Below are 14,882 nucleotides of genomic sequence, written 5' to 3' on the forward strand. Positions count from 1 at the left end.
AAAGTTTAATTACTACGTTTTCTGATTTTGTAGTTTACTGACATATGCAGATGGAGTAATCCCGAACTGTTTTTGAAAGTCTCTCGAAAAGTTGGTAGGAATGTTGTATCCAACCATATCTGCAATCTCGTTAATTTTATATTTGTTTTCCGCCAGTAACTCTGCCGCCTTTTTGAGGCGAGATAAATTTATCAATTCATTAGGCTTCATATCAGAAATACCTTTTATTTTTCGATACAGCGTAGGTCGACTCATATTCATCATAGATGAGAGTAAATCTACATCCAAATTAGTATCCGCTATTCGCTCGGCAATAATAGCGTGTAACTGTTCCAAAAACTGTTTATCGGCTGTTGAAAATGCAATCCCTTTAATATGCGTCAGCGGAGAGCGGGCGAAGTACTCTTTAATAATATTCCGATTATTAATCAAGTTGGTGATTTGGGCTGTTAGGTGTTCTAACGCAAAAGGCTTTTCAATATAGGCATCTGCTCCTACTTCTAAACCTTCTATTTTTGAGTTAATCGAACTTTTTGCTGTTAAAAATATAATCGGGATATGGCTAAACTGTACATCTGTTTTTATTCTTTTACAAAGCTCTATTCCGTCCATTACTGGCATCATAATATCGCTAATCACCAAATGTACGTTTTCTTGTTCTAATATTTCAATGGCTTGCTCGCCATCTAATGCACGCATAACATGATAAGAAAGACTTAGTTCACGGCTTAGATAATTCATAATTTCTACATTATCTTCAACAATTAGAATAACAGGTTTGCCCGTGTCGTCTGCTTCGTTTGGTTCATTACTGAATACTTCGGTTTGATAATCATCATTATTGCCTTTCAAATCCATTTCATAATCTTGATGAATGGGTAGTGACAACAGAAAAGTGTTTTGTTGCTCGTTGCGAAGATGCACTTCAACTTTACCTTTATGAAGTTCTGCCAGCGAACGTGCCAACGGAAGCCCAATACCAGTTCCTTCTTGTTTTTGATTGACTTTTAGGCGAAAGAAAGGTTCAAATATTTTCTCTTTGTTTTCATTGTCAATGATAAATCCGTCATTGGTAAACTCAATATGAAAAAGTAGGTCATCACTACTAAAAGGCAATAGTTTTACTTTCACCGTGCTGTCAGCATATTTAACGGCATTATTGATTAGATTGCTAATGATTTTTTTACAGGCTTCAATATCTACGTAAGCGTGTAGCGTTATTCTTGGAAGCTCAATTTTATAGTTTAGTTTTTTCTGTTCGGCTGCTGGTTTGAAGGTAGTAAATACATCCGTGAGCAACTCATTGATGTCTGTTTTGGTAAAATTTAAACTAAAATTATTCGCCTCTGCTTTTCGGAAATCTAGTAATTGATTGGTAAGGTCGATGAGGCGATTGGTGTTTTTTTTTATCATATTTAAATTATCAAATGTTTCTGGATTAGTATTTTTATTAGATAATAGTTTATCTAAGGGCATTTTAATTAATGTCAATGGCGTTTTTATTTCATGTGCCACATTCGTAAAAAAATCAATTTTAGCATTATATATCTCCCGTTCTTTCCCAATTTGGATGGCCTCAATTTCTCTTTTATTTTTTTCGCTCATCGCTAAATGATAGTACCAAAACAGAACAACCGCAATCGTACAGATTAAAACAAAGTATGAAACATAGGCCCAACCAGAAGCCCACCACGGTGGCATAATGTCAATACTTAGTTTTGTTTCTTGGATGTTCCAAACATTATCGTTGTTCGCTCCTTTAATCCGTAAAACATAATGGCCAGGCTGTAGTTTTGAAAAAGATATTTTTCGCTGGTTTGTCAGACTATACCACTGGTTATCAAGGCCTAGCATTTGATACTGACAACTATTCATCTGAGGGATAACATAACTAAGCGCCGCTACATCAAAGCTCAGACTGGAACGGTCATAAGGCAACTTAATTCTTTCAGTATAAATTGGAGACCTAGTGAGTGGCGCATCTTTATCAGCAATAGTAAGCTCCTTGCTGTTAGCTCGGATTCCGGTGATATACACAGACGGAACATAAATATTTTTGATGAACGACTCTGGCTTAAAACTAATCATTCCAGCTACCGTACCAAAAAATAGCACACCATCTTTACTTTTATAAGAAGAATTATAATTGAATTGTTCGCTGGGAAGCCCATTGGCTTCAGTATAGTTGGTGAATTTATCTGTTTTAAGGTCGAGCATAGACAAGCCTCTGGAAGTAGCAATCCAACAATTACCTTTGTCGTCTTCTAACACACGGAAAACCTGATTATCCAGCAGGCCATTTTCGATATGATAGTTTTTAAATTTTCCAGTAATATCGTTGTATCTAGAAAGCCCGTGTTCTGTACAAAACCAAAAATCACCATTTTTACTTTGGAAAAGGCTATTAATGTAGTTATCAAGTAACCCGTTTGTTTTACCTGCAACATACTGAATCCTGCCTTTTTTATTCGTTTTTGGATTAAAATAAAATATTCCTTTCCCATAACTAGCTACCCAAAGCGTTCCATGTGAGTCTTGGTGAATACTTTGAATTTGAGTATTGAAAAAATCTATTCGGGTAAAATCGTCAGTATCTCGATTATATTTATACAACCCAGACCACGTACCTACTAAAATATCTCCTTCTCGGGTTTTGTACAAAGTTACAATAAAATTACTCCCAAAAGAACGTGGAGAATCTCTCGAGTAGTGCCGAATAACTTTATTGGTTTTCAAATCCATTACATCAAGTCCGTGTTCATAAGTACCAATCCATAGGTGGTCACCGTCGGCTACCAATCCATGCAAATTTCTATAAGCAATGCTTCCTTTTTTTCCATCAGGCAGGAAAGATTTGAATTTACCCGTTTTTAAATCCAATTGATTGAGCCCAGCATCTTCTGTCCCAATCCACAGTTTACCGTACTGATCCATACAAATTTCATGAATCAGGTTTCCGCTAATACTATTACTCGGTAAAGGAAAATACTTTTTGAAACGATTAAATTCAGATGAATAGTAATTAACGCCTCCAAACTGTGTGCTAATCCAGATGCCGTCTTCTCTATCTTTAAATATTCCATTAATAATATTGTCAGTAATAGAATATGGATTATACTTTTCTTTCTGAATATGCTTAATTTGATGTTTTTTCAGGTCTAAAATAAAAAGTCCTGATTCAGATCCAAGCCAAAACTGTCCATTGTTTTCAAAGATGGAATGCACATGAATCCCATCCTTTTGTCCTGTTTGTTCAGAAATATCAGCAATTTTTCCTGTCTTATAATTGAACAACCATATTCTCTTCATATTCCCGACCAAAAGTGCCGAGTCTGAAACTGTATGAAGCACCATATTGGTAAAAACTTCCTTCCCTCCTGTCAATTTGGAAATATTATATTCCAAAAATTTACCTTTTTGAGGATTATAGCACCTAATAGTACCATTACCATTAGCAATCCATACTTTCCCAGCTTGTGAAACATGAATAGAAACGGTATAACCTGCCCAACCAAACGATTGAATTTTACCCGTCTTTCTATCAAATCTATACAATTGATAATCAGAAATAATCCATACTCCTCCGTCATGGTCGCCTCTCAGCATTCGAATCTCGCTTGGGCGAATTAAATTAAAAGCAGTAAATCGCTCTGTGAGTGGATTATAAATATATACTCCTTTATGAGTCCCAATCCATAATTTTTCATCTTCATCTTCATACAACGACGATATCGCATCATTGCCTAGGCTAGTAGAATCGCCTTGTTTGTTTCTAAATATTTTGAAAGTATTTCCGTCAAATCGATTCAAGCCATTACGGCTGGCAATCCAGATAAAGCCTTTTTTATCTTGAATAATATCGTGGGTTGTATTGCCCGACAGGCCGTCGGAGACTTTGTAGCTTTTGAAATAATATCGAACGTCCTGACCCACACAAGTCATACTAAGGAGTAAACCACAAATAGTAATAAGAAGATTTTTCACTTAATTCTTTCTAATAATGCTAGCATTTCAGGTTCATATTCCATAACAACTTTTGTAAATATATCCCTATATAATCATAGTTTTTTAACAAAAATAAACATTGAGACAGATTGATTTTAAATTGAGACTCAGCGATTATCCCATTAATTAATTAAGCAGGAACTTCGTGAAGAATTTTAAATATATCCAATTAATTAATCAAATAGTAACAATTATGGATCTAGTAAATCCATGTAAACAACAATTTTGATGAAAAAAAACTTGTACAAATTAGCACAAGATACGAAAAAGTTTTTGCAAAAAGGCCTGTCTACCAAGACGAGCCTAGTAGCGCTTTTCAGTATGTTTGTAGTGATGTCTGGAGTGGCTCAGGCTCAGAAGAGTACCACTATTTCTGGTAAAATTATAGACAAACAAGGTGCTTTACCAGGTGTTTCAATTCTTGAAAAGGGTACCACCAACGGAACGAGGACTGATACTGATGGAAAATTTACTTTACAACTTTCTTCAGAAACGAAAGTATTGACGATTTCGCACGTGGGTTATTTTACAAAAGATGTTGATGTAAAAAACAACTCTTCTATTGAAATTACGCTTGAAGAAGACCTAAAAGCATTGAGCGAAGTAGTTGTAATCGGTTATGGCTCATTGAATAAAAGAGAGGTTTCTAGTGCCATTACTCACTTAAATGCAAAAGATTTATTGCGAGTGGGTGGGAATAACCCATTAATGGCCATTCAAGGAAAAGTAGCGGGGCTTTCAATAACCAATACCGCTAGTGCTGACCCAAATTCTTCGCCAAGTATTCAGCTTCGTGGGGCATCTTCACGTAGTGCAGGTCTTGGTCCATTATTTGTCGTGAATGGAATTCCTGGTGGAAATATCGACAACATCAACCAAAACGAGATAGAATCTATTGATGTACTAAAAGGTGGAGCGGCTTCTGCGATTTATGGGACACGTGGAAGTAACGGGGTTATCGTAATCACTACTAAAAAAGGCTCTTCTGAATCTCGTTTGTTTTACGATAGTTATGCTACTTTTGATTATCTAACGAATGAATTATCGGTTCTTTCGAAAGAGCAATTCTTAGCTAATAAGCGTGGAGTAGATTTTGGTGGAAATACCAACTGGATGAAAGAAGTAAGTCGTGCGCCTTCGTTTTCACAAAAACATACTTTACAATTCTCAGGAGGAAATGGACAAACAAATTATTTTACTTCATTAGACTTTAGAGATGCCAATGGAATTGACTTACGTTCGGCCAAAAGAGAATACGGCGGGCGTGTTAATATAAATCACACTTCAGCAAACAACCTAATTGCCTTAACCTTTAGTGCAGCACCACGCTACGCCAAAACAAGCGGAGCAGATTACAGCGGATTTAATTATGCATTAACACTAAACCCTACGTTATCGGTTAAAGATGTAGCAGGTAAATACAATTATATTACTTCTGGTTTTTTTGCGAATAACCCCGTTGAGGTTGCAAAAAATGTTTTGGCCGACCAAGAGTTTAAGCTGTTAGACTTCAATGGTTCAGCCAAATTGAATATTCTTCAAAACTTAAATACTAGCGTAACTTTTGGGGAAGTAAGTTCTTCGTATCGTAACATGAACTTTACGCCATCTACCATTACACCAGTAATCAATGGTAGTGGCCGTAATACAGCCTCTCAATCATTGGATGAGTACGATCAGAAAAGTGTTGAATGGTTAGGAAACTATTTCTTAGATATTAACAAACATTCTTTAAAATTGCTTGCTGGATATTCATATCAATACTTTACAGCATCAGGCTTTAATGCAAGCAATGAGAAATTCCCATCGAATGTACTTACTTACAATGCATTAGGGACGGGACTTTGGAACTTAGAAAAAGGCATTAATAATGTGGGTTCATACAGAAATAGCTCAACTTTGATAGCATTCTTTGGTCGTTTGAACTATGATTTTGATCAGAAATATTACTTATCTGTAAGTCTTCGTAAAGAAGGTTCTTCAAAATTTGGCTATGATAATAAGTGGGGGTACTTCCCTGCTGCTTCGGCTGCTTGGCACTTAACACAGGAAAACTTCTTGAAGGGTGTTTCTTGGTTGAATGAATTAAAATTACGTGCCGATTATGGTGAAACTGGTAACCAAGATTTCGGAAATTACTTATCTCTTGATACATACGGAGGTTATGGCTATTATCCTTATAATGGAACTTCTTACCAAGTATGGGGACCAAGCCAAAACACGAACTATAACTTACGTTGGGAAAAAGCAATTAACTTTAATGCAGGTGTTGACTTTGAACTTTTCGACAATAAAATCAGCGGTAGCGTAAACTACTATGTACGTACTAACAAAGATTTGTTAGGTTCATATAATGTGCCGAACCCACCCAATATTCAAGGAAGCACGTTTGCCAACGTAGGTACCATGAGAAACACAGGTGTTGAATTACAACTAAGTGCTGCTGTAGTAAATAAAGGAGATTTTAGTTATAACCTTAGCTTAACGGGAGCATTTAATGATAATAAGTTTGTATCCTTCTCTAGTGACTTGTTCAAAGGACAAACTTATATTGACGTAGTAGGAATGCCAGCTCCAGGAAGCCCTGGAACAATTCAGCGTTTGCAAGAAGATAAACGAATTGGTAGCTTCTACGCACTTAAATCTGCAGGAGTAAATGATAAGGGAGTATTGTTAGTCTATAACAAAAATGGCGAAATCATTCCAGCAAACCAAGCCAACAACGACGATAAGCAATTTGTTGGAAATGGTCTTCCTAAATTCACTACAGGTATTTCAAATACATTCAAATACAAAAATTGGGATTTGAGCATCTTCCTTCGTGGGGCATTTGGCTATAAACTATTTAATACTTATGCTTTTTATTTGGGTACACCAGCCACTCAGGAAAATGCTAACGTCCTTACATCAGCTTATGATGGTGGTAAATATTCAAAGCTTACTAGTACATCTACTTATTCATCCCTTTCAGATTATTTCTTGGAACCAGGTGGATTCTTGAAAGTTGATAACATTACCTTAAGTTATACTCAGCCATTGAAACTTAAGTATATGAAATCTGCACGTATATATGCTACCACCAGAAATTTAGCTACGTTCACAAAATACACAGGCGGCGACCCAGACCTCGTACAAGTAAACGGGCTATATCCGGGTGTCAATAGTTCATTAAACTACTACCCTTCTACAACACAATTGTTGTTGGGTTTACAACTTACTTTTTAATTTCCTGATTAAAACTCCAAACATGAAAATGAATCTTATTTCAAAATACTTATTTCGGTTTTTTACCTGTATGCTACTGTCGATGACGGTGGGGTGTACTAATCTGGACGAAGAGCTATACGACAGGATAACATCAGAAAACTTCCTTCAAACACGTGATGACGTAACACGAGATTTCCTGCGTGCATTTGAACACAGTTATTGGAGTATTCAAGGTGGCAATACATTTATGCTACAAGAAAATAGTTCAGACGAAATGATGACGCCCAACCGCCAAGGAGACTGGTTTGATGGTGGTCAGTTTCAGCGTGTTCATTACCACACTTGGACTCCCAACGACGGTTTCACTAGTGACCCTTGGAATGCTCTTTACGGTGGTGTAACGCTAGCAACCAATTCACTCGAAGATTTAGAGGGAATCTCTGATCCTGCTAAATTCGAGATGACACGTGCTGAATTAGACGGTATGATTGCCGAGCTAAAAGTACTTCGTGCATGGTTAAACATTCGTTTGTTAGATTTTTATAGAAATATCATTATTGTTACCAAAGTAAAAGGACAAAGCGAAGGTGGGCTTCAAGTACCACCACAGGAAGCGTTCAATTACATTGAAAAAGAACTAAAAGACGCTCTTCCAAAACTTTCTACAAATGCTACTTTGGGAAATAATGTAGGAGGACGCTGGACGAAAGGAGGTGCGGCTGCACTTCTTGTAAGACTATATCTGAACGCTAAGGTATATACTGGTACAGACCGCTTTGCAGATTGTGCTAAAGTGGCTCAAGATATTATCAATGGTGAATATGGTAGTTATGAACTTGAAAATCGTTGGGATGCTCCTTTTGACTATACTAACCCAACTTCAAAAGAAACAATTTTCGGCTTTCCGGGAAGTTTCAGCTTAACACACTGGCAGTATGATGGCGGAATGTATTTTTGGATGTTGCCAAACATGGCTCCTAGCTATTTTGGATTCACTGATTTTGGTAATGCCAACCCTAAATACGCTATGCAACCAGGCCTTAATGTGGATGGTGTAGAGTATAATTTTACCTTAGGAAAGCCATTTGTGAAATTCCAAAAATACAAAGATGATCTTCGTTTGAAAAAATATAAGAATCTAGGAAATAGCAAACGTGAAGGAATGTTCTTGTATGGCTATTTACCTTATATTAATTCGACTGGTAAGCAGGATACTGTTAGAGGTTTCAAAGGTCCTTATCCTCTTTATTTAAGAGACCAAGTTGGTAAGTTCCTTGACGCAAAACCAGGGACATTGATAGCCGACAAGGTTTCAAATATGAATAATGCTGATAACAACTCAGGTATTTTTCCAGTGAAGTATCCGTTCTATCCAAGTAGCGATCAAAACAAAATTTCTTCAGCCTATGCTGAAATTCGTTATGCTGAAATTTATTATTCTTTGGCAGAATGTAAATACAGAGCTGGCGACAAAGCTGGTGCTGCGGCATTATTGAATGCTGTTCGTAAACGCAATTTTCCAGAAGGTTCACCAAGTCTTTATAAAGCTAATGGTAGTGATTTGACCGACCAAGAAATGCTTGATGAATGGATGCGTGAATTTTTGGCAGAAGGTAGAAGAAGAACAGACTTAGTACGTTGGGGCGTGTTCAGTACTGGTACTTGGTGGGATAAAAGCCCTGATGCTGATAACCACACCGACATATTCCCAATCGGACAAAATGTATTAAATGCTTCTCCTCAATTGAAGCAAAACCCTGGTTACTAAATATTATATTAATGAAATATAACAAGCCCTTGGCTGTGCTAAGTACCGCAATTATGTTTGCGGTACTCGGCTCGGCCAGTACTTTTATTGGCTCAAAGCCAACAACAAAACATATCGCTAATATAAAGCGTCCACGTGAAGCATGGGTTTTACGCTCTGTACTTGATTCAAAACCAAGAATTTTGAGCATTGCATTGCATAATAATCTGTGGCTCGCATATAATACCCAAACTGCGGCCCTATATAAAGCTTGGACGGGGAAAATAGATTTCAACGGTCCCGTTTATACTTCTTCGCATGGACCTCAACCCGTTTCATCAGGAATTACCTACATGGAAGAACCAGATGAAAACCCTTGGCGAATTGAGGTTGATGGAAAGGAAGTTACTCCCGAAATTAGCTACAAAGGCCATACCATTCTGGATAATCAGGTTACGCTCAAATACGAACTAAATTATCAAGGTCAGAAAATATTGGTTGAAGAAAAACCTGAGTTTTTTGATGCTGGGAACGGCAAGGCTGGTTTCGAGCGTGTATTTACCGTAAAGAACATTCCTGCTAGTATGGCTTTATTGCTGAATATGCACTTGGCTTCATTGTCTGCTACAACAGATTATACAACTGATGGTAAATTTGTAGTAGTCAATCAGCATGATGACAATACCCCAAATCAGTCTTTTAAAGCTGTAGAGGGGAAATTGCTACTTAATGATAATGGAAAAACAACTTTTTCTATTCACCTAACCCAAAAACAAGAGCAACTTTTATCAGAGCAAAAAATAAGTAAATCAGAAATGGTTGCTGGACTTTTTGCTAAAAGTGACTGTAATACTTGCCATAATCAGGAAGTAAAAACAGTTGGGCCGTCTTATAAGGCAATTGCTGAGCGTTATGAAAACAATGAACAAAACAAGAATACGCTTGTTGCCAAAGTAATCAATGGTGGTGCAGGCAACTGGGGCCAAATCCCGATGTCAGCTCACCCTGCATTGAAAAAAGAAGATGTGGAAACAATGGTATCCTACATTCTGAACCTAGATGCAGCCAAAGAAAGGGCACAAGCTGCAAGCAAATTGATGCCCAAACCAACTTATAAGATTGTACTAAAATCAGAAAAACCTAGTCAAATGGCAACGGCTTCTGAAAAAGCAGGTATTGCGGTAAACATATACCAATTTGCTAGTGGTATCGGAGAAGTACCTGAAATCAATGACGAAATGTTACCTGTAAAATCTGGGTCAATCAATGCCTTGCATTTGGATGAACAAGATTTTGGCGATTTGAAAGATAACTTTGTCATTTATGCCAGCGGTTTTATCAACATTAAAAAGACAACAAATATTGTTTTTAGATTGGTTTGTGACGATGGCGGTAAGCTATTTATTGACAACAAACTTATCACAGATAATGGCGTAAATCACGGACTTCAACCCACCGATGGAGAAGTAATTTTGAAGCCCGGAAAACATCCATTTAGGGTAGAATATTATCAAGGCTCGTATGGGAAAGGGCTTTCCTTACAATGGAGACCTTATGGTAGCAAAACTTTTGTAGTAATACCCCCTTCTGTTTTTACTTATCAAGGAACAGCTATTAAAAAGACAGGACAAACAGCCATAAAAGTTCAAAAAAATGATATTCCTGGCGACCAATCTCCATTGGTTGCGGTGCATCCAAGCTTTACGTTGTCACAGGCTCGACCAGACAATTTTCAGCCAAGAGTAGGGGGAATGGATTTCCTTTCTGATGGCAGAATGGTGGTTAGTACTTGGGACTCACTAGGCTCTGTTTATATTGTTGACGGACGCAAAGCTGCTTCGCCAAATGATATTACAGTAAAACGTATTGCATACGGACTGGCCGAGCCATTGGGCTTGAAAGTGGTTGATGATGAAATTTATATCATGCAAAAGCAGGAACTCACTAAGCTAGTTGACTTAAACAAAGATGGGCTTATTGATGAATACCAAACAATTTGTAATGGTTGGAAGGTTTCGGCCAACTTCCATGAATTTGCTTTTGGGCTGGTATATAAAGACGGTTATTTTTACGGAACACTTGCAACCGCCATCAATCCGGGCGGAGCAAGTACAAAGCCACAAATTCCTGACCGTGGGAAAGTAGTAAAAATCGCTAAAAAGGATGGCTCATTTACCTTTGTAGCCTCAGGTTTAAGAACCCCTAACGGAATAGGTTTAGGGGTAGATAATGAGATTTTCATCGCAGATAATCAAGGAGACTGGTTGCCTGCTAACAAAATCGTTCATTTGCAAGAAGGTGCATGGTATGGTTCTCGCTCAGTAGATTTTGAGGGAACTGCCAATCGGAAAGAAACGCCCCCTGTTGTTTGGCTCACGCAAGATGAAATCGGCAATTCGCCTAGTCAACCTGCCAAACTTAATATTGGGCCTTACCAAAATCAAATGATACACGGCGACGTAACACACGGAGGTATAAAACGAGTATTTGCCGAAAAAATTCATGGTATTTACCAAGGGGCAGTATTTCGGTTTACCCAAGGGTTAGAAGCAGGTGTAAACCGCCTCGTTTGGGGGACAGATGGCTCGCTTTATATTGGTGGCGTTGGTTCAACGGGCAACTGGGGACATACTGGTAAGCTAAGTTATGGTTTGCAAAAACTGACTTTCAATAATAATATAGCATTTGAGATGCTGGCGGTTCGAGCCAAATCGGATGGCGTAGAAATTGAGTTTACAGAACCTTTGAAAGAAGGTGTTGGAGAAAAACCGTCAGACTACGATATTCGTCAATGGTGGTTTAAGCCAACTGGCGATTATGGCGGGCCTAAATTGGATAATGAAAGTTTGCCTGTAAAATCGGTGGGTGTATCTGCCGACCGCAAGAAAGTAACCCTACAACTGGCGGGTATGAAAAGCAAACATGTGGTTTATATACACTTGAATCGAAACTCAATTGTTAGTCAAAATGGCAATAATTTATGGAGTACAGAAGCTTGGTATACCATGAATGTTTTACCATAATATAACCCAGTAAGTGACTTAAAGGCTATCATAATCGGAAGTAAGAGCTTCTCACTATGATAGCCTTTATGGTATTAATTGTATAAGATAAACTGCTTTGTATACAAGAACCAATCAAATGGTGAAATAAAGTACAAATCATTTTTTTAATCTAAGTGGGGAGCCATAGCTCATAGCCATTTTAAGTAGCTCTCTTCTTTTCATCATCTTTTGTTTTTAAGGTAAAGGTTCTATCTTAAACCAATCAAAATCAGCATAACCCGAATCATTGATTTGAGAAACACGAGTACAATACAGTCCAATCTTTGCACCAATCCAATGCCCTACAATTGCTTGAAACTCATTACCAACATCCTTAAATTCTTTTCCATCAATGCTATAACTAAACTGACATTTAGCATTTTTCATCACTTTTACCCGTAAATAAACAGGTGTTTTGGCTGGGATAGTAGCCAATGTCGTTTCTGTTTCTGCCTTCCCTTCTGATGCTTTGTGACATTCAACGTATACTAATGTTATTTCATCTTTGCCTTTACTTTTCAGAGCAATAGTAGCATAGCTTTTTCCTAAAATTATCAAGCCTGTTTTCTCATTTTCTAAGCGAACATTGGGTGTAAAAAGCACTTTAGTAGTGGCCATAAAGTTTTCTGTCGGAAACTTTTGAAGTAAAATATTCGGTACTTCCCAATAGTTTTTAGCCTCGTCTGGCACTTTGTAAGAATACAAACGTAAGTGTCCTTGGTTGGTCATACTATGCCAAATGCCTTTGGGGTTTGCTTGCCATTGCCATTGTAGCCCAAGCGTATTGGTATTAAATTCATCCGACTCGGCAGGAGTAACTATTGGGTGTATTTTACCAACATTGGGTTTACGGTAAGTAATCACTGGTTCACCTTTATTATCACCGTCTGGATCAATGCCTATCACTGGCCAATCGTTTACCCATTTCATAGGTTGCAGATGCACCACGCGACCATATACGTCTTTATCTTGAAAATGCAAAAACCAATCTTCACCCGTTGATGTATTTACCCATGCTCCTTGGTGTGGACCATTTACAGTACTTTTCCCTTGGTCCATTACTACTTTTCGTTCGTATGGTCCATATACGTTTTTAGAACGAAGTACTAATTGCCAACCCGTAGAAACTCCACCCGCTGGAGCGAAAATGTAATAATAACCATTTCGTTTATAGAACTTTGGTCCTTCCAATGTTGGGTCAGTCTCATGTCCATCAAAAACGATTACTCCTTCATCCATTACTTTCGTTCCAGTAGCATTTAAATTTTTGATAGTTAATACACTTTTGATACCTGCACGACTTCCTGCCCAACCATGTACCAAATACACCTGTCCGTCTTCATCCCACAAAGGACAAGGATCTATCAATCCTTTCCCTGCTTCAACCAATATTGGTTCCGACCAAGCACCTGCTGGATTTTTAGTTTTTGTTAAGTAAATACCAAAATCAGGATCAGGATAATAAAGCCAAAACTCTCCTTGATGATAGCGAATAGCAGGAGCCCAAACGCCATTTCCATGTTGGGTTTTAGAAAAATGTTCAATAGGAGGTTGACGTTTTAGCGCATGACCAATAAGTGTCCAGTTGACTAAGTCTTTAGAATGTAAAATGGGTAAGCCGGGAACAGCATCAAAACTTGAGGCTGTCATATAAAAATCATTGCCCGCCCTACAAACATCTGGGTCTGAATAATCTGCATCTAACACAGGGTTTTTGTACTGCCCATTTCCTAAGTCAGCTACCCAAACCTTTGAAACATAGTTATCTTTTTGTGCCTGTCCTATTAATGAAAGACCTAAAAGACAAAGTATATAAACGTATTTTTTCAGCATCATCGTTATATTTTTAAAGCTTTTTCCACCAATTTTTAATAGTATCTCTTGACCCAAAAATGCGTTCTAAACTATAATTGTCTGCCTCTTTCTTTTTTAACTGACGGCTCCATGCTACTCTTTGAGCCATATTAGCCCCTGAACCATAAGATGCATATTCGGCGTATAAAACTGTTTTCTCATTATCTGTATTTCCCCAGTTGTTCCAACCTATAGGAAGAATATGGCTATCCATTTCCGTTCTGATAAAAACAGTTTTAGAATACGGTCGCCATGGACGACCCAAATATACTTTTTGGGCTGACGAATCAGCAGTGAGTTTGCAATCCAAAAAGACAAATCCGTAGGCTTGATAAGCAGGCGTTGCAGCGGCAGTAATGAAAGAGTTTGAAAGGCTTTTGATGATACATTTTTCAAAAACACAGATAGATTTTCCAAAAATAAAATCTGTTGTCCCTTCTATCTGGCAATCCACATAATATTGTTGACTGCCTTCTCTAGCAGCGTATAGCGTGTCTTGGTTACCCAAAATCAAACAGTTTTTGCATATAAATCTATCGCCTTCTACATGCAATGCTACAGCCTGTCCCACTCGTCCTGACGTATTCTGAATCGTAAGGTTTTCGATAATAATATCAGGAGCATCAACCAAAACGGTAAAGGAATTATAAGTACTGAATTGACTTTTGCCCGTAGCATCTTTTTGTCCATTAGGGTATACTTTTCCGGAATAATCATCATTCGTAATGATAACACCACCACTGCTTTCGCCTAGTAAATGAAGGTTAGGTTTGTTAGGAGGAATGACAATCTTTTCATGATAAATTCCATTTTTAATAAATAGCGTTACTCTTTCTTGGGAATGGTCACGAAAAGCCATAATGGCTTCTTGTATCGTTTTGAAATCTCCAGAGCCATCTTGGGCAACCGTAAATTTGGTCGGATATTTTGATTTTTGGGCAAAAGCATCCGCTAACCCTACTATTAGAAGCAGGATAAAGAGTATTTTTTTCATGTGTCGAGTATAATGAATGATTGAGCCTAGC

General features: G+C 37.7%; 6 protein-coding genes. 3 read left to right on the forward strand and 3 right to left on the reverse strand.

The genetic code is table 11. The features are described 5' to 3' along the window. Positions 1 to 12: 12 nt before the first annotated feature. Positions 13 to 3,984: a two-component regulator propeller domain-containing protein gene (locus J2Y60_RS12230; protein WP_309918337.1), complete on the reverse strand. Its 3,972-nt coding sequence runs from the start codon at positions 3,982 to 3,984 to the stop codon at positions 13 to 15. A 249-nt stretch (positions 3,985 to 4,233) separates the two neighbouring features. On the opposite strand from J2Y60_RS12230, the gene J2Y60_RS12235 reads away from it, so the two are divergent. Genes J2Y60_RS12235 through J2Y60_RS12245 form a run of 3 tightly spaced genes read left to right on the forward strand, consistent with a single transcriptional unit; the run spans position 4,234 to position 11,982 of the window. Further along, positions 4,234 to 7,230, forward strand: coding sequence for a SusC/RagA family TonB-linked outer membrane protein (locus tag J2Y60_RS12235; protein ID WP_309918338.1), 2,997 nt, complete (start codon positions 4,234 to 4,236; stop codon positions 7,228 to 7,230). A gap of 28 nt (positions 7,231 to 7,258) precedes the next feature. Beyond that, complete coding sequence (locus J2Y60_RS12240; RefSeq protein WP_309994645.1) at positions 7,259 to 8,980, forward strand: RagB/SusD family nutrient uptake outer membrane protein; 1,722 nt, start codon at positions 7,259 to 7,261, stop codon at positions 8,978 to 8,980. 11 nt (positions 8,981 to 8,991) lie between these two features. Continuing rightward, positions 8,992 to 11,982, forward strand: a complete 2,991-nt coding sequence (locus J2Y60_RS12245; RefSeq protein WP_309918343.1) for a PA14 domain-containing protein — start codon at positions 8,992 to 8,994, stop codon at positions 11,980 to 11,982. Positions 11,983 to 12,198: 216 nt separating this feature from the next. Here J2Y60_RS12245 and J2Y60_RS12250 read toward each other — a convergent pair whose 3' ends face one another. Together J2Y60_RS12250 and J2Y60_RS12255 are read right to left on the reverse strand one after the other, a co-directional pair. Beyond that, complete coding sequence (locus tag J2Y60_RS12250) at positions 12,199 to 13,836, reverse strand: glycoside hydrolase 43 family protein (protein ID WP_409014227.1); 1,638 nt, start codon at positions 13,834 to 13,836, stop codon at positions 12,199 to 12,201. 13 nt (positions 13,837 to 13,849) lie between these two features. Continuing rightward, positions 13,850 to 14,851 carry a pectinesterase family protein gene (locus tag J2Y60_RS12255; protein WP_309918349.1) on the reverse strand — a complete coding sequence of 334 codons (1,002 nt, stop codon included), beginning with the start codon at positions 14,849 to 14,851 and terminating at the stop codon, positions 13,850 to 13,852. Between the last annotated feature and the right edge of the window lie 31 nt (positions 14,852 to 14,882).

Source organism: Arcicella sp. BE140 (assembly GCF_031456255.1).
Lineage (GTDB): Bacteria > Bacteroidota > Bacteroidia > Cytophagales > Spirosomataceae > Arcicella > Arcicella aquatica.

Bases quoted from the DNA above. Each gene is read 5' to 3' on its own strand.
- J2Y60_RS12235 (WP_309918338.1), top strand. From the start codon at position 4,234: ATGAAAAAAAACTTGTACAAATTAGCACAAGATACGAAAAAGTTTTTG.
- J2Y60_RS12240 (WP_309994645.1), top strand. From the start codon at position 7,259: ATGAATCTTATTTCAAAATACTTATTTCGGTTTTTTACCTGTATGCTA.
- J2Y60_RS12245 (WP_309918343.1), top strand. From the start codon at position 8,992: ATGAAATATAACAAGCCCTTGGCTGTGCTAAGTACCGCAATTATGTTT.
- J2Y60_RS12250 (WP_409014227.1), bottom strand. From the start codon at position 13,836: ATGCTGAAAAAATACGTTTATATACTTTGTCTTTTAGGTCTTTCATTA.
- J2Y60_RS12255 (WP_309918349.1), bottom strand. From the start codon at position 14,851: ATGAAAAAAATACTCTTTATCCTGCTTCTAATAGTAGGGTTAGCGGAT.